The following is a 19,442-nucleotide window of genomic DNA, read 5'->3' on the forward strand; positions in this document are numbered from 1 at the left end:
AACGGCCGCCTCGCTCGGGCGGATCCGTGGGCGGCCGGCGCCGGTCCCGGTCGCTCCGGGGTGCCGCCGGTCTCGTCACCTGCGGTGCGCGGGCGGCTTCCGCCGTGCCTCTCCGTCGAGCGACACGGCGGCCATGCTCCGCATGAGAGGCAAGCTACCGCCTCGCGCCGCGGCCTCCACAGGGCGCACAGGGGGCGCTCGACGGCGCGACGCCCACTGACGGCTCGCGGCACGCGCTCCCGGGAACTACGGCTGGGCCCGGCGTGAGCACCGGGCCCAGCCGACGGCCCCTTCAGCTTTGCGGAGCATGGAAAGGAGCCGTCTCACCACCCGGATCGGATGGCGAGCAAGGGGCCGGCCGGCGGACCCGGCCGGGTTCAGCATCCAAGCACTCCTGCGGGAACCTGAGAAGTACGCCCCTGGGCAGCACGGGGCGGGCGGGTCGCCGCCGGGCCGCACGGGCGCACGGTGCGGCGACGGACTCGTACCTTTTCGCCCCGTCGCGCCATCGGTGGACGGATCAGGGCCGATGTGCCCCACCGACGGCACCTCGTCACCGCGTGACGGAGGGAGAGAACCGGCCAGGCCCGACTCGCTCGCCTACAACCCGTGCGGGAGGTTCTGGGCCAGTTGCAGTACGGGGTTCCGGCGGGCCCGTGGACACGTGACCGTGGTTCTTCTGGTGCAGAGGTGCGGGTTGGCACAGGTGAGAAACAGTCACCCGGAGCGGAGATTCCTGTGGCTCGATCGCGTCGCTCGACTACACGCCGCCCCCGTCGGTGCCGGCCATGGGCGGGGCGGTGGTGGTCAGTGGTCCGTGGGCCATGACGATCGCGGCCAGCGGGTACGGCGGACCGGCGGTACCGCGCAGCACCAGTAGCGGCATCCCGCGCTCGTCCTGTCGCCGTCCGAGTGACAGCCAGACACGGTCGGACCGGTCGGTCTGCCCCACGCCGAGGTCGTAGATCCGTCCCCAGAGATAGAAGGGGTCGGCCGCCGCGTCGCTGGCCTCCTGAAGAAGTTCGGGAACACCGTGGGCGGTGAGGTGGACCGCGACGCCGTCGAGGGTCCCGGCCGCCACCTGCGCGTGCCCGGCCGTCCGGGTGCGTACGTTGCGGGCCGCGCCGATCGCGTCGAGCCAGTACTCCCAGTCGGCCAGACACGTGGCCTTGATGGCCACCGTGACGCGCTCGCAGTCCGCGGTGATCCGCATGGCCTCCAGGCGCGCGAGGTGTTCGGACTGAAGCGTCGCGGCGACGGAGACCGCACGGGCGGAGGCGGTGTCCCATCCGGCGGTGCGGGACCGCGCGGCGGCCGGGCGCACCCGGGGAGCCTGTCCGTCCACCGGTTCGGGTACCGGCTCGGGCACCATGGCGACCTCGGCTCCGAGCACACCATCGGCCCCGGACGCGGTCGGGTGCGCGTGTGCCCCCTCGTGGCCGGCCGCGGCCTCACGTCCGGGCGTCGCCTCGGGATCTGCCGCGAGCGCGTGTCCGTGCGCCGTCTCGTGTCCGGCGGTGCCCTCGCAGCCGTTCTCGTCCGTGCCTGCGTCCACGCTCCGGTTCTCGATCCCGCTCTCGATCGCGTTGTCGACCCCGTACTCGATCCCGTTCTCGCGGTCCGGCCCGTGCCCGTGCCCGCCGCCGTACTCGCTCCCGGGCGCACGCTCGACACCCCGCTCAAGGCCGTGTTCACTCCCCTGTACGTGGTCGGCGGAGGGACGTTCCCTGCCGCGGTCGGCGAGGTGCAGGACGATGGCGCCACGGGCTCCGGGGACGAGGGGCACCGCCGAGGGGCCGTGGTCGTGCCGGGGTTCGGGTTCCTCGCCGCCCGGGAGCAGCCCTTTGCGGTTCAGCGCGGTGGCGATCCGCATCGCGACCTCACTGGGGTAGCCGCAGTCCTCGACGATCGTCTCCACGGCCACCCGATAGGACTCCGGACCGTTGCGCCAGGCCTCGACCTGGGTCCGCAGTCGTTCGAGGACCCCGGCGCCGCCGACCTCCACCAGCCGCCCCTGCGCGTCCAGTGTGGCGACGAACTCCCGCGCGAAGACGCCGAGTTGATCGGCGAGATCCGCTTCGACCGCGGTGCGGCCCCCGGGCGCGGCGGTCATGCCGCGGCTCCCTGGTACTCGCTGCGCAGCTTGGCCAGCGCCCGGAACTGCAGGGTCTTGACCGCGCCCTCGGTCCGCGCCATGTGCCGGGCGGTCTCCAGCACCGACAGTTCCATGAGGAAGCGGCGGGTGAGCACTTCGCGCTGCGGCGGCCGCAGCTGGCCGAGGGCCTGGCGCAGCAACTCCTCGTCCAGGCCGATCAGTACGGTGTCCTCGGTGCTGAGGGTGAGGTCCTCGTCGAAGCCGAGCATGTCCTCGACGACGAACTCCCGCCGCTGCGCGCTCTTGCAGTGATCGATGACCTTGTTGCGCGCGATGGTGATGAGCCATCCCACGAACCCGACACCGCGGTAGGTGAAGGTGCCGCGTTTCATCCAGGCGTTGAGGAAGGTCTCTCCCGTGATGTCCTCGGCGACCTGCCGGTTGCGCACGCGGCGCTGTACATAGGCGAGCACCGCGGGGTGGTGCAGTGCGTAGAGCTCCCCGAACGCGTCCCGGTCGCCCGCGAGGGCGCGAGCGATCAGGGCCGGTTCTCTGGTGTCGGACCGCGGTGTGGCGGCGTTAGCCTCGGCGATCAAGGCCTACTCCGTTCATGAGTGGATGATCTGTGGTGGGCGGGTGCGCTGACGGTCTGCCGGACGGCGAGCTGTGACGGTGTGTTCCGGCCGTGGCCGGCTCCGGGCGCCGGGCGGCCCGGGCCTCGTGAGCGAGGGTCTTGCGGTCGCGCGGTGCCCCCCGCCGTCGCCTCGCAGCTCCGCGACGTGATCGAGCTGATGCCGAGGCGCTGCGCGCAGAGGTCCCCACGACCAGGACTTGCATACGTGCGACTAACTCACAGTCATGCAACATATGCAACTTGCGTACACGTACGCAAGTTGCTTCGCGGTACAGCCGCAGGACTTTTTGCCCTGAACTGGCGTACGAACGCTGCCCCTTGGCCTGTCGAGACGAGATCGCTCCGACTGACCTGCGACGATGACCGCGTGCAAGTCGTGTGCAACTTGCACACGTGCGCGCTACTCTCCGGGCATGCGGAGCATGGAAGAGTCCCCCCACGAGTCCCGCGGTGAGCGACAAGCTCTCGCAAGGAGGGTTGGCGAGTACCTCACGAAGGCCGCGACCGCGGCCGGGTACGACGTCCGCCCACGAGCAGGCGGCCGGGCCCAACTGGCCGTCTCGATCGGAGTGAGCCTGACGACGATCAGCAGAACCCTGGAGGGGAAGACGCTCCCCCTCCCCTCACAACTGACGACATGGGCGTCGGTGCTCGGTCTCGACCAACGGGAGATGTTGGTCAACAGCGGCATGCTTTCCCCGGAACACGGGCCTCAGCCGACGATCCGGAGGGTGGCCTCGGCGTCACTCACGCCGGAGGAGGCCATGGACGCCTGGGGAATCACCGATCTCAGAATCCGCACGATGCTCAACGGGAACATCGTCCAGGCGATCGAGCTCCAGAAGGACCTCGACGCAGGCGACGACCGGGGGGCCACGGCAAGGGGGTAACGAAACGTGGCGTACAGACTGGCAATCGCGTCCACCGCCAGCTGCACAGCCGGCGGGACATTCGTGGGCGAGGGCGTCTGGCACCGTACGTGGGAACTGGCGGCTGTCGGGGGCGCTCTTCTGACCGTGGGCGTCGCGGGGCTGCTGGCCGCCCTGCTGCGCCACACGCTCAGCCAGGTCGAGGCCCGCACACGGCACGACCTCGGCGTGCTGGCGGAGCACCGGAGGTGTCTTGAGCTGGACATGCAGATGCGGGAAGCGGACCTGTCCCGGCGCGAGCGGGCCCTGGCCCGCAGCGCCACCCTCACGTCGCTGCGGCTCGCCGGTCACGCGAGGGCGGTCGACCAGGCGCGCAACGAGAACGCGGCGCTGCGCGCCAGGAACGCGCAGCTGATGGAGGAGATCGAGGAGGTCAACGACGAGCGGAACCAGCTGATCACCACCGAACTCGGCCTGGCCCGCGACCGTTTCACCACCAAGACGTACGGGGGTCTGCGTGCCGTGGTCGGCAGCCGGCAGTCCCATCCGGACCCGCACGCGCGAGCGGGTTACGAGACCCGTCCACCGCGCTCGGGATCATGAATCCGGAGGTCTTCGTCCAGGGATCATGAGGCCCGACCCGGCGGTACGGGAGCGGCTCTGTGCAGCCGGTATGCTCCGTTCACGTGACTGCCGCGCCCGCAAAGCCCCGTATCCCCAACGTCCTCGCCGGACGCTACGCCTCCGCCGAGCTCGCCACGCTCTGGTCCCCCGAGCAGAAGGTGAGGCTGGAGCGTCAGCTCTGGCTCGCCGTGCTGCGTGCCCAGAAGGACCTCGGGATCGAGGTGCCGGACGCCGCCGTCGCGGACTACGAGCGCGTCCTGGACCAGGTCGACCTCGCCTCCATCGCCGAGCGCGAGAAGGTCACCCGGCACGACGTGAAGGCCCGGATCGAGGAGTTCAACGACCTCGCCGGACACGAGCACGTGCACAAGGGCATGACGTCCCGCGACCTCACGGAGAACGTCGAGCAGCTGCAGATCCGTCTCTCGCTGGAGCTGATGCGCGACCGCACGGTCGCCGTCCTCGCCCGTCTGGGCAAGCTCTCCGGTGAGTACGCCGAGCTGGTCATGGCCGGCCGCTCGCACAACGTGGCCGCGCAGGCCACCACCCTGGGCAAGCGCTTCGCGACCGCCGCCGACGAGATGCTCGTCGCCTACGGCCGCCTCGAGGAGCTCCTCGGCCGCTATCCGCTGCGCGGCATCAAGGGTCCCGTCGGCACGTCTCAGGACATGCTGGACCTCCTCGGCGGGGACGCCGCCAAGCTCGCGGACCTGGAGCAGCGGATCGCCGGGCACCTGGGCTTCGCGCAGGCCTTCACCTCCGTCGGCCAGGTCTACCCGCGCTCCCTGGACTACGAGGTCGTGACCGCGCTGGTGCAGCTGGCCGCCGCTCCGTCCTCCACCGCCAAGACGATCCGGCTGATGGCCGGGCACGAGCTGGTCACCGAGGGCTTCAAGCCCGGCCAGGTCGGCTCCTCTGCGATGCCGCACAAGATGAACACCCGCTCCTGCGAGCGCGTCAACGGCCTGATGGTCATCCTGCGCGGCTACGCGTCGATGACGGGCGAGCTGGCGGGCGACCAGTGGAACGAGGGCGACGTGTCGTGCTCGGTGGTGCGCCGCGTCGCGCTGCCGGACGCGTTCTTCGCGCTGGACGGGCTCCTGGAGACCTTCCTGACCGTCCTCGACGAGTTCGGCGCGTTCCCGGCCGTCGTCGCCCGTGAGCTGGACCGCTACCTGCCGTTCCTCGCGACGACCAAGGTTCTGATGGGCGCGGTGCGCGCCGGTGTCGGCCGCGAGGTCGCCCACGAGGCGATCAAGGAGAACGCGGTCTCCTCCGCCCTCGCCATGCGCGAGCAGGGCGCGGAGCGCAACGAACTGCTCGACAAGCTCGCCGCGGACGAGCGCATCCCGCTGGACCGCGCGCAGCTGGACGAGCTGATGGCCGACAAGCTGTCCTTCACCGGCGCCGCCGCCGACCAGGTCGCCGTCGTGGTGGCCCGCGTCGAGGAGATCGCCAAGCAGCACCCGGAGGCGGCCGGCTACACGCCGGGGGCGATCCTCTGACGCGGCTCACCCCCGCGGACCTGGAGGCCGCCCGCGACCGGCTCGTGCCGGATGTCGTCGCGGACGGCCTCTCGGTGCTCTTCTGCGGCATCAACCCGGGTCTGATGACGGCTGCCACGGGCCATCACTTCGCCCGGCCGGGCAACCGGTTCTGGCCCGTGCTGCATCTGTCCGGGTTCACGCCGCGGCTCATGAAGCCGGCCGAACAGCAGGAGCTGCTCTCCTACGGACTCGGCATCACCAACGTGGTGGCGCGGGCGACCGCGCGGGCCGACGAGCTGAGCGCCGGGGAGTACCGCGAGGGCGGCCGGCTGCTCGGTGAGAAGGTGGCACGGCTGCGTCCGAGGTGGCTGGCGGTGGTGGGCGTGACCGCCTACCGGGCGGCTTTCGACGACCGCACCGCGCGCATCGGTCCCCAGGAGCGGACCATCGGGGCGAGCCGGGTGTGGGTGCTGCCCAACCCCAGCGGGCTCAACGCGCATTGGACCGCCGCGACGATGGCCGAGGAGTACGGCCGACTGCGGTCGGCCGCCGAGTCGTCCTGAGTCACGGCGGGTCCGTCACGGTGACCAGGGCCAGGAGCTGGAACGGCAGTTCGCGGTCCCACTGCCCTATGCCGAGGGCGACCCAGCGCTCCACGCCCTCCGGTCTCCAGAGGTGCAGGTCGGGCACATGGGAACTCAGGCCACCCCAGGGCTCCGGTATGTCCTCGCCGCTCGTCGACCGCTCGAGGACACTCGCCAGGCCGACGCGCTGCGGAGGCCCCCATCGCCGGGTGAGCAGTTCCGAAAGGCCGTCCCGCTCCGCCTCGAACTGCTCCTCCGTCTCCTCCCGCGTCGCGCCGTCCGTGTCCCAGAAGTCCCCGCTCGTCACCAACTCGGCCAGGTGGTAACCGGGTCCGGCGGTTCCCACGTCGGAGCGGCCGTGCTCCGTGGGGAACTTCTCGGAGCACAGCCGGTCGATCGTGGCGAGATGCCGCGCGATGGTCATGGCCTCCAGTAAAGCCCCCGGCACTGACAATTGGTGGGGCGTCAGAAGCCCGTCGGGGTCAGGCGTCCCGGCGCCGGACGCTCCAGGATCCGGCACCGAGCGCCGCGGCGGTCCACAGAGCGGTCACCCCGAGGCCGGTCCAGGGACCGAGCGTGCCGTCCTGTGTCCGGTGCAGGACCAGCTGGCCGGCCCTGTCCGGGAGCAGGTCCGCCACGCTTCCCGACGCTCCGCCGACGACGAAGGACACGGTCAGCAGGAACGGGATCAGGATGCTCAACGTGGCGACTCCGCTGCGCAGTACGGCCGCGAGACCCGCCGCGAACAGGGCCATCAGCGTCAGGTAGAGCGCGCAGCCGACGACCGCGCGGGCCTGCTCCGCCGGGCCGAGTCCGTCCGCCCTGTCACCGAGCACGGACCTCCCCACGAACAGACCGGTGATTCCGGTGGCCAGGCCGACGACGAGGACCGGGGCGCCGATCGCCGCCGTCTTCGCGAGGAACCAGCGCCCCCGGCCGGGGACCGCCGCCAGCGACAACCGCAGGGCGCCGTCCCGGTATTCGGCCGCCATCGCCTGCGTGCCGAAGGTGATGGCGGCGATCTGGCCGAAGCTCACTCCGAAGAGGGCCGAGAACAGCGGGTCGAAGTCCGCTCCCTCGGAGTCGTCGAGTCCGGCGAGCGCGGAGAACGTCACGGTGGTGAGGAGAACGGCGAGCAGGGCGACGACGAGCGGACGCAGGGTGCGGATCTTGATCCACTCCGCGCGGAGTGCGGGCGCGGAGACCCCGGAACGGCCCACAGGGGTGGCGCCCGATTCCGTCGGGCCCTTGGTCGCGGCGGTGTGCGTCATGACCGGGCCTCCTGGTGCTGCGTCGGACCGGTGCCGAACTCGGTCTCGGTGGCGGTCAGATCGAGGTAGGCCTGTTCCAAGGTGCCCTCTTCCGCGGCGAGTTCCAGGATCGGGAGGCCGGACGCCGCGGCGAGGCGCCCGATGTCCTCCACCCGGACGTCCAGGGCGGTCCAGAGCCCGTTCTCGCCCTCGACGGCCTCGATGCCGTGTCCGGCGAGCAGGTCTCCGAGGGCGGCGCCGTCCGTGCTGCGCACCCGGACCCGGGGCCGCACGCGTGCGTGGATGAACTCCCGCATCGGCAGGTCGGCGAGGAGCCGTCCCCGGCCCAGGACGATCAACTGGTCGGCGAAGGAGGCCGTCTCGCTCATGAGGTGGCTGGAGACGAGGACGGTGCGCCCCTCCCGGGCCAGACGGCGCAGCAGCTCCCTGATCCAGATGATGCCTTCCGGGTCGAGCCCGTTCGACGGCTCGTCGAGGAGCATGACCGGCGGATCGCCGAGGAGCGCCGCCGCGATGCCCAGACGCTGACGCATCCCCAGGGAGTACGTCCTCACCCGGCGCCGGGCCACGGAGGCGAGCCCGGCCTCCTCCAGCACCTCGTCCACCCGCCCTTCGGGGATGCGGTTGGTGGCGGCGAGCGCCCGCAGGTGGTCCCGGGCGGTGCGCGAGCCGTGCGCGGCCCCCGCGTCGAGCAGCGCGCCCACCTGCCGGAGCGGTTCGTCGAGGGAGGCGTACGCGCGGCCTCCGACGGTGGCGGTGCCGGAGTTCGGCCGGTCCAGGCCCAGCACGAGCCGCATCGTGGTGGACTTCCCGGCGCCGTTGGGGCCGAGGAATCCTGTGACACGGCCGGGGAGGACGCTGAAGGTCAGGTGGTCCACGGCGCGCCTGCCGCCGTACTCCTTGGTCAGTTCGTGGACGTCGATGCTGGTCATGGGCTCAGCGTGACGGTGCCACGCGCGTCGCCGCCTCCCCCGTCGGCGGGGACCGTCTCCCCCGCCCGGGGGAGGCTCGTTGTCGGTGCCCGCTGGCACGATGTCCGCATGGCCGGCTTTCTGCGCCCGCTGCGGTGGGGGACGACGTACACGCGCTTGCTGCACCTGTGGGTGCCGATGCTGTTCGTCAGCGTCTGGCTCTTCATCGACCTGTCGAAGCCGTGGGTCCCCGCGGTGCTGCTCATCCCGCTGGGCCTCGTCCCGGCCGTGCGGCGGGGCGAGGGCGTGCAGGCACGGTTCATGCTGGCGCCGGGTGAGCGGGGCGGTGAGGACCAGGCGTTCTCGGTGGCTCCCTCCGCCGGTCCGCGCGACCGGTGGCGGACGGTGCTGTGGCTGGAGGCACGACTCCTGCTGGGCTGGCTGACGTGCGCCGTCACCGTCTGGCTGCCCGTCCTGGCCTTCGACCTCGGCAGAGCGGCGGCCGGTCGCCGGCCGGCGGGCGACCCCGTGGTGTCCCTGCTGGACCCGCACTGGAGCTGCGCCCTGCTGGTTCCGCTGCCACTGCTCGCGCTGTACGGCGCGGTCGTCGGCCTGGGTGAGCTGGTGACGGTCCTCGCGCGCGGGCTCCTGGGGCCCTCCGCCGCCGAGAGGCTCGCCGCTCTGGAGCAGCGCACCGAGCAGCTCCTGGAGCGCAACCGCATCGCCCGCGAACTCCATGACTCCATCGGCCACGCCCTGACCGTCGCGGTCGTGCAGGCCGGCGCGGCACGGGCAGCGGGGGACCCGGCGTTCACCGAGCGCGCCCTGGTGGCCATCGAGGAGACGGGGCGCGCCGCCCTGGAGGACCTGGAGCGGGTCCTGGGTGTGCTGCGCGAGGCGGAGCGTCCGGCGAGCGGCCGTCCCACGCTGGCCGACGCCGACCGGCTGCTGGACTCCGCCCGGGCCTCGGGAGCGACGGTGGACGCCGAGGTGAGCGGCCCGCTGGAGACCGTGCCCGGCCCGGTGTCGCGCGAGGGCTACCGCATCCTCCAGGAGTCGCTCACGAACGTACTCCGGCACGCGGGGGGTGTCCCGGTGCGGGTCCGCATAGAGGTACGCGACGGCACGCTCGGCCTGGAGGTGCGCAACCCGCTGCCGGCCGGTCCGTCGGGGCCCGCTCGGGGCAGCGGACTGCACGGCATAAGGGAGCGGGCCGCGCTGCTGGGCGGGCGCGCGAGAACGGGCCCGCACGAGGGTGACTGGCAGGTGCACGCCGAACTGCCGGTGAGTTGATCTACGCTGGCCCGATGCCGGTCACCGTTCTCCTCGTCGACGACGAACCTCTCGTGCGCGCGGGCCTGCGTGCCGTGCTGGAGGCGGAGTCCGACATCGAGGTCGTCGGTGAGGCGGCCGACGGTGCCTCGGTGATCCCGCTGGTCCGGCGGTTGCGGCCCGACGTGGTCGCCATGGACGTACGGATGCCGCTGCTCGACGGCATCGAGGCCACCCGCGCGCTCCTGCGGACGGTCGCCGATCCGCCGAAGATCCTCGTGGTGACGACCTTCGAGAACGACGAGTACGTCTACGAGGCGCTCCGCGCGGGCGCTGACGGGTTCCTCCTGAAGCGGGCGCGCCCGGCGGAGATCGTGCACGCGGTGCGGCTGGTCGCCGAGGGCGAGTCCCTGCTGTTCCCGTCCTCCGTACGGCAGCTGGCGGCCGCGTACGGGAACACCGCGGGGAATCCGGTGGCAAGGGCGGCCATGGAGCGGGCCGCGCTCACCGAGCGGGAGGCCGACGTCCTGCGGCTGATGGCCCAAGGTCTGTCGAACGCGGAGATCGCCGCGCGGCTCGTCGTGGGGACCGAGACGGTCAAGTCCCACGTCAGCGCCGTACTGGCGAAGCTGGACGCCCGGGACCGCACGCAGGCGGTCGTCGCGGCGTACGAGTCGGGCTTCGTGGAGCCGGGCTGAGGGGGACTCGTGACGACGAAATGGTCCCCGGCACTCGCCGGGGTCCCCCGCGCCGAGTACGATCCGGCCAACACGCGCACGAGCTGGGAGGACGGACGTTGGGGCGGTTGACCGGCGGGGATCCCTCTCTGCTGCGACGGATCAATTCCGCGGTGGTGCTGCACGCCCTGCGTGCCACGGACTGCGCGACCCTCACCGAGGTCACCCGGGTGACGGGGCTGTCGCGGCCCACGGTCGAGGGCGTCGTCGAGGGACTCATCGAGAACGGACTCGTCGTCGAGCAGGCGGCCGAGGAAGGCGCCGCGCGCCGTCAGGGCCGTCCGGCACGCCGCTACCGGTTCCGGGCCGAGGCGGGGCACCTGCTGGGCCTGGAGATCGGCCCGCACCGTGTCGCCGCGCTCCTCGCGGATCTGGACGGCCGTGTCATGGGCGCGATGGCCAAGGACGTGGACGAGACGGCGTCGGCCGACGAGCGGCTGGAACGGCTGCGGCTCGCGGTCGCCGAGCTGCTGCGCCGGGCCGGTGTGGCACGCAGCTCCCTGCGGGCGGTGGGGGTCGGCAGCCCCGGCATCGTGGAGGCCGACGGCACCGTGCGGCTCGGCACGGCGTTGCCGGAGTGGACGGGCCTGCCGCTGGGCGAACGGTTGAGCCGCTCCTTCAAATGCCCGGTGCTCGTGGAGAACGACGCCAACGCGGCGGCGGTCGCCGAGCACTGGAAGGGCGTGGCGACGGAGACCGACGACGTGGTGTTCGTGCTCGCGGGGCTGAGTCCGGGCGCCGGTTCGCTGATCGGCGGGCGGCTGCACCGGGGGTACGGCGGCGCTGCCGGCGAGATCGGCGCGCTGCATCTGCTGGGCCGTGACGTCACGCCCGAGACCCTGCTGTCGACGACGGACGAGCCCCTGCACCCGCTCGACGAGCAGGCGGTCGCCAAGGTCTTCGCGCTGGCCAAGGACGGGGACCAGCGGGCGGGCGCCGCGGTCGAACGGTTCATCCAGCGGCTCGTGCACGACGTCGCGGCGCTCGCCCTCGCCCTCGACCCGGAGCTGGTCGTCATCGGCGGCTGGGCGGCGGGCCTGGACGGTGTACTGGAGCCCCTGCGGCGGGAGTTGGCACGCTACTGTCTGCGCCCGCCCAAGGTGGCCCTCTCCCTGCTTGGCGAGGCGGCCGTCGCGACGGGAGCCCTGCGCCTGGCCCTGGACCACGTCGAGGAGCAGCTCTTCGCCGTGGAGGGAACGGTCACGGCCCGCCGCTGACCCGAGGTCCACGCACCCGGGGAAGGCGGCAGCGGGGAAACGGCTCGCGCCCCGGAGGGTTCCGGGGCGCGGAGCGGGTGACGCGATGGTGCTCCACGGGGCGCGGGACCCCGTGCGGGTGGCTCAGGAGGCGCGGCGCTCCGGGTCGTGGTGTATCTCCACGCCGCCGGTGACACCGAAGGTGAGGCGGCAGGTGTCCGCGCGGTACGTGGCCACGGAGACCGCCGCGGTGCGTCCCCCGGCGAAGAACCGGGTCGTGACGACGAGGACCGGCGCGCCGGGCAGACGGTCGAGTTCCCGTGCGTCGTCCGCGCGGGCCGAGCCCAGCTCGACGGCGCGGTCCTGGCCCTCCAGCTCAAGACGCTGCAGCTCGCGCAGCACCGCACGCGCGCGTGCGGCACCCGAGGGCGCGTCGATGGCGGACAGGTCGGGAACCGAGGACGCCGGGATGTAGAGGAGTTCGGCGGCGACGGGCTGACCGTGCGTCACGCGGGACCGGCGCACCGTGTGCACCGCTTCGCCCTCGACGGTCTCCAGCACGCCGGCCACCGGCGCGGGCGGTGCGGCGACGACGCAGTCGGCGGCCTGCCAGGCGTCCCCCGTCGCCCCCGGCCACACGTGCTGTTCGCTGCCGACGGCCACACCTACGCGCGGCGGGGCGACCGTGGTGCCCACGCCCCGGCGGCGCTGCAGGCGGCCTTCGAGTTCGAGCTGTTCGAGCGCCTGGCGCAGCGTGGCCCGGGCGACGCCGAAGCGGGCCGCTAGGTCACGTTCGTTGGGCAGGATCTCACCCACGGTGAACTCGGAGTCCAGCGCCTCGCTGAGCACGGTCTTGAGATGCCAGTACTTCGGTTCCGGCACCGATTCCAACTGCGTGGTCCCCACCCTGTGCCTCCGCAATCGCCGTGTCCCGGCGGCGTTTTAGCGCCCTTGTTTATTAAAGGTTCCTGCACTATCCCTGCGACCATAGGGCCGCCCCCACCCTTGGTCAAGACCAATCCTCGATCCTTGGGGAACGCACAGGCGCGTTGCAGCACAGCGTTCACGGGGCGTTCGCGCTGGGCGACGTTCGCGACACAACGCCGAAAGCCCCCGGCCAGGAAGGCGGGGGCTTTCACTGTGTGCGGCGATGCGGAACCCGTGCCGGACGGCTGGACCGGACCGGGCGCGCGGCGGCCTAACTGACGGGAAGCGACACGAGTTTCTCCGGGTTGCGGATGACGTAGACGCACCTGATGCGCCCGTCGGCGACGTCCAGTTGGAAGACGGTGTCGGGCTTCCCGGCGGACAGTGCGACCGCCGCGACACCGCCGTTGAGTTCGAGGAAGCGGAACGAGAGGTCGGGTACGCCCTTGCGGCCGGCTCCGACGATGAAGCGGCTGATCTTGTCGGCGGTGTCGAGCACGCGCAGCGGCGCCTTGGAGAGGCCTCCGCTGTCTCCGATCAGACGCGCGTCCGGCGCCAACAGGGTCATCAGCCCTTCCAGATCGCCTTCCACGGCGGCCGCGAGGAATCGCTCGGTGAGGTCCTTGCGTTCGGCCGGGTCGACCTCGTAGCGCGGGCGTCGCTCCTCGACGTGTCGGCGGGCCCGGCCGGCGAGTTGGCGCACCGCCGGTTCGCCCCGGTCGAGGACGGCGGCGATGTCGGCGTAGGGGTAGCCGAACGCCTCGCGGAGGACGAACACCGCGCGCTCCAGGGGCGAGAGGGACTCCAGGACCACGAGGACGGCCAGCGAGACGGTGTCGGCGAGGACGGCCCGTTCGGCGCTGTCCTGCACGGTGTCCGCGAAGTCGGTGACGTACGGCTCGGGAAGCCACTGTCCGACGTAGGCCTCGTGGCGCGCCTGGATCTGGCGGAGCCGGTCGATGGCGAGGCGGGTGGTGACGCGGACGAGGTAGCCGCGCGGTTCGCGTACGTCGGACCGGTCGGCGGCGGACCAGCGCAGCCACGCCTCCTGGACCACGTCCTCGGCGTCGGCCACCCGCCCGAGCATGCGGTAGGCCACGCCCGTCAGGACGGGCCGGTGCTCTTCGAACACGTCGGTCGCGATGTCGGTTGCCACCGGACCATCCCACCCGACGCTCTCCCTCCTGTCCAGGCGAACCCGCCGCCGCGATCGGCCCGGTCGGTGTCCTCGGCGCGGCTCGCGCGGTTGATGACGGACAGGGGCTACCCGTCGGTAGCAGTTGCTGACAAGCTGTCTACGATTCAGCCTTTCCCCGCGTCCCAGACGAGGAGCAGCTCCATGTCCGACACGGTCTCCTTCAGCGTCCCCTCCCCACGCGGCCCGAGGACGGTCACGCTGTCCTACGCGCGCGTGGGCACCGGTGAACCGCTGCTCCTGCTGCACGGGATCGGACATCACCGGCAGGCCTGGGACCCGGTCATCCCGCTGATCGCCGGCGAACGGGACGTCATCGCCGTCGACCTCCCCGGTTTCGGCGCGTCCCCGGCGCTGCCCGACGGGCTCACGCACGACCTGTCGACGGTGGTACCGGTGCTCGGCGCGCTGTGCGAGGCACTGGAGATCGAGCGTCCGCACGTCGCCGGCAACTCGCTGGGCGGGCTGCTGGCGTTGGAGCTGGGCCGCGAGAAGCTCGTACGGTCCGTCACGACCTTCTCGCCCGCCGGTTTCTGGTCGCCCGTCGAGCGGAGGTACGCCTTCGGTGTGCTGCTCGCCATGCGCCAGGCGGCCCGGAACATGCCGGTCCCCGTCGTCGAGCGGCTCTCGCGCTCGGCTGCCGGACGGACGGTGCTGACCAGCAGCATCTACGCCCACCCCGCCCATCGTTCACCCGAGGCGGTGGTCGCCGAGACCCTCGCGCTGGCCCATGCCGAGGCGTTCACCGAGACCCTGCGGGCGGGTACGACCGTCCGGTTCACCGACGACATCCCGGCGCTGCCCGTCACCGTGGCCTGGGGTACCCGTGACCGGCTGCTGGTGCGGCGCCAGGGTGTCCGAGCCAAGCAGATCATTCCGCGCGCGCGGCTGGTGCGGCTGCCGGGCTGCGGCCACGTCCCGATGAACGACGACCCCGCCCTCGTCGCCCGCGTGCTGCTCGACGGCAGCCGCTGACGTGCTCGGCCCCTCTCCCGTGACGGCGCCCCGACGCCGGGCGGTGAGGGGGCCCGACGCCCCTGATCCGAGGGCCACTCCGGCGGCCACGAGGGCGCTGCCTACGGCCTGGGCGGTCCCGTAGGAGCCGGTGCCGACGAGCGGGGCGGTGGCGGCCGCGGCGACGGGGATGAGGCCGGAGAAGAGTGTGGCGCGCTCAGCGCCGATCCGCTGCATGCCCGTGTACCAGCAGACGAACCCGACGACGGTGACCACCACCGCCTGCCACACCAGCGCCGTCGCCTCCGTGGCGTCCGGCATCCGCAGCCAGGCCCCGCCGTCCGCGATCAGCCCGGCCGCCGCCGACTCGAGAGCGGCGATCCCGCACACGGTGGCCGACAACAGCCTCGGCCCGAGCGGGCGCAGCACCGGAACGGCGAGCACGGCGAAACCGACCTCTCCGGCCAGTGCGCCGGCCGAGTAGGCGATCCCCGCGCCGTCGGTACGGCCCCAGCCCTGGACGGCGAAGGCTCCCAGGGCGACGAGCGATGCCCCGTACAGCACCCGCCGGCGTGGGCGACGGCTCTCCTGGAGGGGTACGAGAACGGCCACGACGACCGGGGCGCAGCCGACGAGTACGCCCGGGACCGCCGGTTCCGCCGTGCGCTCGGCGGCGAGCACGGCGAGGTTGAAGCCGACCATGCCGACGGCCGCCAGCAGAGCGAGGCGCGTCCAGTGGCGGACGCCGAGCAGCCGCAGGGGAGCCGTTCCGCGCCTGCCCACCAGGGGCAGCAGCAGGACGCAGGCGAGGCCGTAGCGGAGGAACTGGCCGCCCGCGTACGGGTAGTGGCCGAGGAGGCTGTTGGCGGTGAAGGAACCGCCGACAAGGACGCAGGCCAGGGCGGCGAGCAGGGCGCCCCGGGTGGTGGTGGCGTTCATGACGGTGACGCTATGAGGGGACGTGGTCCGGTTTAAGGTCCACTTCCATGACGTCATCGGGGACCAATCACGACGGGCCGCCGCACGCCGATCCGTCCGGTGCGGCGCCGTGGGCGACCGCCTGGGAACTGCTGCTGCCCGCCGCGGCGGCACCGGCACGCGCGCGGGGGCGCGCGCTCCAGGAAGCGCTGCGCGGGGCCGTCCGTTCCGGACGGCTCGTCCCGGACACCCGGCTGCCGTCCAGCCGCGAACTGGCCGGGGATCTCGGGGTGTCCCGGGGCCTGGTCACGGAGGCGTACGAGCAACTCACCGCGGAGGGATACCTGCGCAGTGGCCGGGGAGCGGGCACCTGGGTCGGCGGCGCGGTCCGCGCGGTCGCCCCGCGCGCGCGGGACCACTCCCCGCGGCCGCCGGGAGTGCGGGCCGACTTCGTCGCGGGCACGCCCGATCTGTCGCTGTTCCCGCGCGCCGCGTGGGCCGCCGCGCACCGCGCCGTGCTCGCCGAACTGCCGCACGAGGCACTGGGATATCCGGATCCGCGGGGTCTGCCGGCGCTGCGGACCGCCCTCGCCGCGCTCCTCGGCCGCCGCCGCGGCGTGGTCGCCGACCCCGACCGCGTCGTCGTGGTCTCCGGTGTCGCGCAGGCGATGACCCTGCTCGGATTCGTGCTGCACGCGCGCGGCGTGCGCGGTGTCGGCGTCGAGAACCCCGGAAGTCCGGAGCACGGAGCGCTGTTCGCCTCGGCCGGCCTCGGCACCGTACCGCTGCCCCTGGACGACGAGGGGCTCGCCGTCGATCCGCTCCGGCTCTCCGGCGTACGCGCCGTCGTGACGACGCCCGCGCATCAGTTCCCCACCGGGATCGCCTACTCGGCGCGGCGCCGCGCCGAACTCCTCGACTGGGCGCGCCGGGTGGACGGGCTGGTGATCGAGGACGACTACGACGGCGACTTCCGCTACGACCGCGCCCCGGTGGGCGCCCTCCAGGGCCTCGACCCCGAGCACGTCGCGTACACCGGTTCGGTCAGCAAGTCGCTCGCCCCCGGGCTGCGGCTCGGCTGGCTGCTGGTCCCCGCGTCCCACGTCGAGGAGGTCGTCGAGCGGAAACGGACCATGGACCTCGGCAACCCCGTCCTCGATCAGGCGCTTCTGGCCCGGTTCGTCGAGCGGGGCGACTACGACCGGCAGCTGCGCCGCTGCCAACGGGCCTACCGGGAGCGGCGGGACGCACTGGTGACGGCGTTGGAGGAGCACTTCCCCGGAACGCGGGTGTCCGGTGTCGCTGCGGGCCTGCACGCGGTCGTCGCGCTCCCGGACCGGTACGGGCCGCAGGACCGTTTCCTGGAGCGGGCCGCGACGGCGGGAGTGGCGGTCCGCCCGGCGGCCCACTACGGGGAGACCGCGTCCGACGGTGTGCGGCTGGTCCTGGGGTACGCGCATCTGCCGCCCGCGCGGATACGCGACGGCGTCCGTCTGATGGCGCAGGCGCCGCGCGACGCAGGTGCCCGTACGCCGGAGCCGTGAGCACCGGCGGCGCCTCCGGGCTCCCCCGAGGCGTCCGTCGCAGTGGTCGGCAGGCCGGTCCGCGCCTGCGTCATTCCCCTTGCCCTCAGCGAGAGTTGTTCACCTCTGGTTTCCGTGCGCGCTGCGGCGCACCAGTAGGTGTTGCAGTCCACACCGGCCGAATCCGTCCCCCGGAGGCGCCTTCATGTCGCACCGCCCGCACAGCTCCCTCCCCGGCCGCCGCAGTGTGCTGCGCGGCTCGCTCGCCGCGTCGGCGGCACTGGCTCTGCCCACCGCGCTCGGCTCGGCACCGGCCTTCGCCCTGTCGGGCCGGCCGAGAGCGGGCTGGGGCGTCCAGGCCGGTGACGTGACCGCCGACTCCGGGCTCGTCTGGGTCCGCTCCGACCGGCCGGCCCGGATGATCGTCGAGACCTCGGCGACCGAGTCGTTCCGCAACCCGCACCGTTGGCACGGCCCCGTGATCGGCCCGGACACGGACTTCACCGGGACCACGCGGCTGCGCGGGCTGCCCTCCGGCGAGCAGATCCACTACCGCGTCCTGCTCGCCGACCCCGACGACCCGCGCCGTACCGGCGAGCCCGTGGCCGGAACGTTCCGTACGACGCCGCGCGGCCGGCGCGGCGGTGTCCGCTTCCTGTGGTCGGGAGACCTGGCGGGACAGGGCTGGGGCATCAACCCCGACATCGGCGGCTACCGCATCTACGACGCGATGGCCCGGCTCGACCCGGACTTCTTCCTCTGCAGCGGCGACAACATCTACGCGGACGGCCCGCTCACGGCCACGGCCGCGCTCCCCGACGGCAGCACCTGGCGGAACATCACGACCGAGGAGAAGTCCAAGGTCGCGGAGTCGCTGGCGGAGTTCCGCGGCAACTTCAGATACAACCTGCTGGACGACAACCTCCGCCGCTTCAATGCCCAGGTGCCGTCGATCATCCAGTGGGACGACCACGAGGTGCGCAACAACTGGTACCCGGGCGAGGTGATCGCGAGCACGGACACCCGGTACACGGAGAAGAGCGTCGACGTGCTGGCCGGCCGGGCGCGGCGGGCGTTCAGCGAGTACTTCCCCGTCTCGACGCTGCCGCCGGGCCGCCGGGACGGCCGTGTGTACCGGGTCATGCGGCACGGCCCGCTGCTGGACGTGTTCGTGCTCGACATGCGCACCTACCGCAACGCGAACTCGCCCGACGACCAGACCACGGACCCGCAGGGGATCCTCGGGGCCGAGCAGCTGGAGTGGCTGAAGCGCGAGCTGTCCCGCTCACGTGCCGTGTGGAAGGTCATCGCCGCGGACATGCCGATCGGTCTCGTCGTGCCCGACACCACCGAGGGGAAGCCGAACATCGAGGCCGTGGCGCAGGGCGACCCGGGCGTTCCGCTCGGACGTGAGCTGCAGATCGCCGAGCTGCTGCGGTTCGTCAAGCACCGGCGGATCACCGGCACGGTGTGGCTGACCGCCGACGTGCACCACACCTCCGCGCAGCACTACCAGCCCTCGCGGGCCGCTTTCACCGACTTCGAGCCCTTCTGGGAGTTCGTCTCCGGCCCGCTCAACGCCGGCGCCTTCCCGGCGAGCGCCCTGGACGGAACGTTCGGACCGGAGCGGGTGTTCGTGAAGGCGCCGACCGCCTCGAACGTCTCGCCCGCCGGCGGCTACCAGTTCTTCGGCGAGGTGGACATCGACGGCGGCAGCGGTGAGCTGACGGTGCGGTTGCGCGAGCAGGACGGGACGGTGCTGTTCACCCAGCGGCTCCAGCCGGGGCGCGTGGGCCAGTAGGGACAGCAGTCCGAGGCCGGCCGGGACCGGTCGGCGCGCTGCCGGTGCCGCGCGTCACCGTGACCGTGCGGGGCGTTCGGATCCCGTACTCTCGAAGAGTCCGCCGCGCACCGGAGTCATCCCCCGGTGCGCGGCTCCACGAGACCGCGGTACGAGCTGCGATCGAGCAATTCCTCGTAGGCCGGGCACCGTTGATGGCAGATGTCTCCGCGGTTTTCCATAACGTGATCCTTGCGGGCCGTGGCGTGCGCGCCGATTCTCCGCGCCGGAGTCCTCACCGGGCCTGCGCCGCCCGGGACTTGAGACCTCGGAATACGCAACGCCCGCCCGCTTCCGGTGGCGTTGGCGGCTGTCGCGGCCGCCGGGAACGGGTGCGCATGGCCTGACCGAGTGGACACCCGCGCGCACGTTCGAAGCAAAGACCTTCAAAAAAGAACTACAAAA

At 72.5% G+C, this 19,442-nt stretch carries 17 protein-coding genes and 1 pseudogene; 10 read left to right on the forward strand and 8 right to left on the reverse strand.

The annotated features are described in order from the left end of the window. Positions 1 to 760: 760 nt before the first annotated feature. Together ABZT74_RS27595 and ABZT74_RS27600 are read right to left on the reverse strand one after the other, a co-directional pair. Positions 761 to 2,113, reverse strand: coding sequence for a BN159_2729 family protein (locus tag ABZT74_RS27595; protein ID WP_356438939.1), 1,353 nt, complete (start codon positions 2,111 to 2,113; stop codon positions 761 to 763). Beyond that, entirely contained in the window at positions 2,110 to 2,691 is a 582-nt protein-coding gene (locus tag ABZT74_RS27600) for a sigma-70 family RNA polymerase sigma factor (RefSeq protein WP_355867128.1), read from the reverse strand. The genes ABZT74_RS27595 and ABZT74_RS27600 overlap by 4 nt, the downstream gene beginning before the upstream one ends. Positions 2,692 to 3,142: 451 nt before the next feature. On the opposite strand from ABZT74_RS27600, the gene ABZT74_RS27605 reads away from it, so the two are divergent. The 4 genes from ABZT74_RS27605 to mug all read left to right on the forward strand — a co-directional run bounded on the left by ABZT74_RS27605 (position 3,143) and on the right by mug (position 6,272). Then, on the forward strand, positions 3,143 to 3,619 hold the full coding sequence (locus ABZT74_RS27605; RefSeq protein WP_081223151.1) for a transcriptional regulator: 477 nt from the start codon (positions 3,143 to 3,145) through the stop codon (positions 3,617 to 3,619). Positions 3,620 to 3,625: 6 nt separating this feature from the next. Beyond that, positions 3,626 to 4,201 carry a hypothetical protein gene (locus ABZT74_RS27610; RefSeq protein WP_355867132.1) on the forward strand — a complete coding sequence of 192 codons (576 nt, stop codon included), beginning with the start codon at positions 3,626 to 3,628 and terminating at the stop codon, positions 4,199 to 4,201. Positions 4,202 to 4,284: 83 nt separating this feature from the next. Then, positions 4,285 to 5,727 carry an adenylosuccinate lyase gene (gene purB / locus ABZT74_RS27615; protein ID WP_356438942.1) on the forward strand — a complete coding sequence of 481 codons (1,443 nt, stop codon included), beginning with the start codon at positions 4,285 to 4,287 and terminating at the stop codon, positions 5,725 to 5,727. Next, positions 5,724 to 6,272 (forward strand): G/U mismatch-specific DNA glycosylase, encoded by a 549-nt coding sequence (mug, locus tag ABZT74_RS27620; RefSeq protein WP_355867427.1) that lies wholly within the window; start codon positions 5,724 to 5,726, stop codon positions 6,270 to 6,272. Before purB ends, mug begins: the two co-directional genes overlap by 4 nt. Position 6,273: 1 nt before the next feature. Here mug and ABZT74_RS27625 read toward each other — a convergent pair whose 3' ends face one another. From ABZT74_RS27625 to ABZT74_RS27635, 3 genes are read right to left on the reverse strand one after another with little or no spacing between them, the layout of a single operon-like run. Next, positions 6,274 to 6,717: a hypothetical protein gene (locus ABZT74_RS27625; protein WP_356438945.1), complete on the reverse strand. Its 444-nt coding sequence runs from the start codon at positions 6,715 to 6,717 to the stop codon at positions 6,274 to 6,276. 58 nt (positions 6,718 to 6,775) lie between these two features. Continuing rightward, positions 6,776 to 7,564, reverse strand: coding sequence for an ABC transporter permease (locus ABZT74_RS27630; RefSeq protein ID WP_356438948.1), 789 nt, complete (start codon positions 7,562 to 7,564; stop codon positions 6,776 to 6,778). Continuing rightward, positions 7,561 to 8,496 carry an ATP-binding cassette domain-containing protein gene (locus tag ABZT74_RS27635; RefSeq protein WP_356438951.1) on the reverse strand — a complete coding sequence of 312 codons (936 nt, stop codon included), beginning with the start codon at positions 8,494 to 8,496 and terminating at the stop codon, positions 7,561 to 7,563. Before ABZT74_RS27635 ends, ABZT74_RS27630 begins: the two co-directional genes overlap by 4 nt. 108 nt (positions 8,497 to 8,604) lie before the next feature. On the opposite strand from ABZT74_RS27635, the gene ABZT74_RS27640 reads away from it, so the two are divergent. The 3 genes from ABZT74_RS27640 to ABZT74_RS27650 all read left to right on the forward strand — a co-directional run bounded on the left by ABZT74_RS27640 (position 8,605) and on the right by ABZT74_RS27650 (position 11,701). Next, complete coding sequence (locus tag ABZT74_RS27640; protein ID WP_356438954.1) at positions 8,605 to 9,768, forward strand: histidine kinase; 1,164 nt, start codon at positions 8,605 to 8,607, stop codon at positions 9,766 to 9,768. A gap of 14 nt (positions 9,769 to 9,782) precedes the next feature. Continuing rightward, complete coding sequence (locus ABZT74_RS27645) at positions 9,783 to 10,445, forward strand: response regulator transcription factor (protein WP_356438957.1); 663 nt, start codon at positions 9,783 to 9,785, stop codon at positions 10,443 to 10,445. Positions 10,446 to 10,543: 98 nt separating this feature from the next. After that, a complete protein-coding gene (locus ABZT74_RS27650; RefSeq protein ID WP_356167731.1) occupies positions 10,544 to 11,701 on the forward strand; it encodes an ROK family protein in 1,158 nt (385 codons plus the stop codon). A 123-nt stretch (positions 11,702 to 11,824) separates the two neighbouring features. On the opposite strand, the gene ABZT74_RS27655 is transcribed toward ABZT74_RS27650, so the two are convergent. Both ABZT74_RS27655 and sigJ read right to left on the reverse strand, forming a co-directional pair. Further along, positions 11,825 to 12,586 carry a GntR family transcriptional regulator gene (locus tag ABZT74_RS27655; RefSeq protein ID WP_356438961.1) on the reverse strand — a complete coding sequence of 254 codons (762 nt, stop codon included), beginning with the start codon at positions 12,584 to 12,586 and terminating at the stop codon, positions 11,825 to 11,827. A 292-nt stretch (positions 12,587 to 12,878) separates the two neighbouring features. Beyond that, positions 12,879 to 13,763, reverse strand: a complete 885-nt coding sequence (sigJ, locus tag ABZT74_RS27660; RefSeq protein WP_356438964.1) for an RNA polymerase sigma factor SigJ — start codon at positions 13,761 to 13,763, stop codon at positions 12,879 to 12,881. Between the two features lie 183 nt (positions 13,764 to 13,946). On the opposite strand from sigJ, the gene ABZT74_RS27665 reads away from it, so the two are divergent. After that, positions 13,947 to 14,777 carry an alpha/beta fold hydrolase gene (locus ABZT74_RS27665; RefSeq protein WP_356438967.1) on the forward strand — a complete coding sequence of 277 codons (831 nt, stop codon included), beginning with the start codon at positions 13,947 to 13,949 and terminating at the stop codon, positions 14,775 to 14,777. 81 nt (positions 14,778 to 14,858) lie between these two features. Here the strand turns inward: ABZT74_RS27665 and ABZT74_RS27670 are convergent. Next, a pseudogene (locus ABZT74_RS27670) lies at positions 14,859 to 15,752 on the reverse strand (EamA family transporter); the annotation flags it as partial. Between ABZT74_RS27670 and ABZT74_RS27675 the strand changes: the two are divergent. Together ABZT74_RS27675 and ABZT74_RS27680 are read left to right on the forward strand one after the other, a co-directional pair. Continuing rightward, entirely contained in the window at positions 15,743 to 17,218 is a 1,476-nt protein-coding gene (locus tag ABZT74_RS27675) for a PLP-dependent aminotransferase family protein (protein WP_356438970.1), read from the forward strand. The pseudogene ABZT74_RS27670 and the gene ABZT74_RS27675 sit on opposite strands and share 10 nt — an antisense overlap. A 184-nt stretch (positions 17,219 to 17,402) precedes the next feature. Continuing rightward, complete coding sequence (locus ABZT74_RS27680) at positions 17,403 to 18,998, forward strand: alkaline phosphatase D family protein (protein ID WP_356438973.1); 1,596 nt, start codon at positions 17,403 to 17,405, stop codon at positions 18,996 to 18,998. The last annotated feature ends 444 nt before the right edge of the window (positions 18,999 to 19,442 follow it).

It is taken from the genome of Streptomyces sp. NPDC005302 (assembly GCF_040607345.1).
In the GTDB taxonomy this organism is placed as follows: domain Bacteria; phylum Actinomycetota; class Actinomycetes; order Streptomycetales; family Streptomycetaceae; genus Streptomyces.

Bases quoted from the DNA above. Each gene is read 5' to 3' on its own strand.
- ABZT74_RS27640 (WP_356438954.1), top strand. From the start codon at position 8,605: ATGGCCGGCTTTCTGCGCCCGCTGCGGTGGGGGACGACGTACACGCGC.
- ABZT74_RS27645 (WP_356438957.1), top strand. From the start codon at position 9,783: ATGCCGGTCACCGTTCTCCTCGTCGACGACGAACCTCTCGTGCGCGCG.
- ABZT74_RS27635 (WP_356438951.1), bottom strand. From the start codon at position 8,496: ATGACCAGCATCGACGTCCACGAACTGACCAAGGAGTACGGCGGCAGG.
- ABZT74_RS27665 (WP_356438967.1), top strand. From the start codon at position 13,947: ATGTCCGACACGGTCTCCTTCAGCGTCCCCTCCCCACGCGGCCCGAGG.
- ABZT74_RS27675 (WP_356438970.1), top strand. From the start codon at position 15,743: ATGACGTCATCGGGGACCAATCACGACGGGCCGCCGCACGCCGATCCG.
- ABZT74_RS27605 (WP_081223151.1), top strand. From the start codon at position 3,143: ATGCGGAGCATGGAAGAGTCCCCCCACGAGTCCCGCGGTGAGCGACAA.
- ABZT74_RS27625 (WP_356438945.1), bottom strand. From the start codon at position 6,717: ATGACCATCGCGCGGCATCTCGCCACGATCGACCGGCTGTGCTCCGAG.
- ABZT74_RS27680 (WP_356438973.1), top strand. From the start codon at position 17,403: ATGTCGCACCGCCCGCACAGCTCCCTCCCCGGCCGCCGCAGTGTGCTG.
- ABZT74_RS27595 (WP_356438939.1), bottom strand. From the start codon at position 2,113: ATGACCGCCGCGCCCGGGGGCCGCACCGCGGTCGAAGCGGATCTCGCC.
- ABZT74_RS27630 (WP_356438948.1), bottom strand. From the start codon at position 7,564: ATGACGCACACCGCCGCGACCAAGGGCCCGACGGAATCGGGCGCCACC.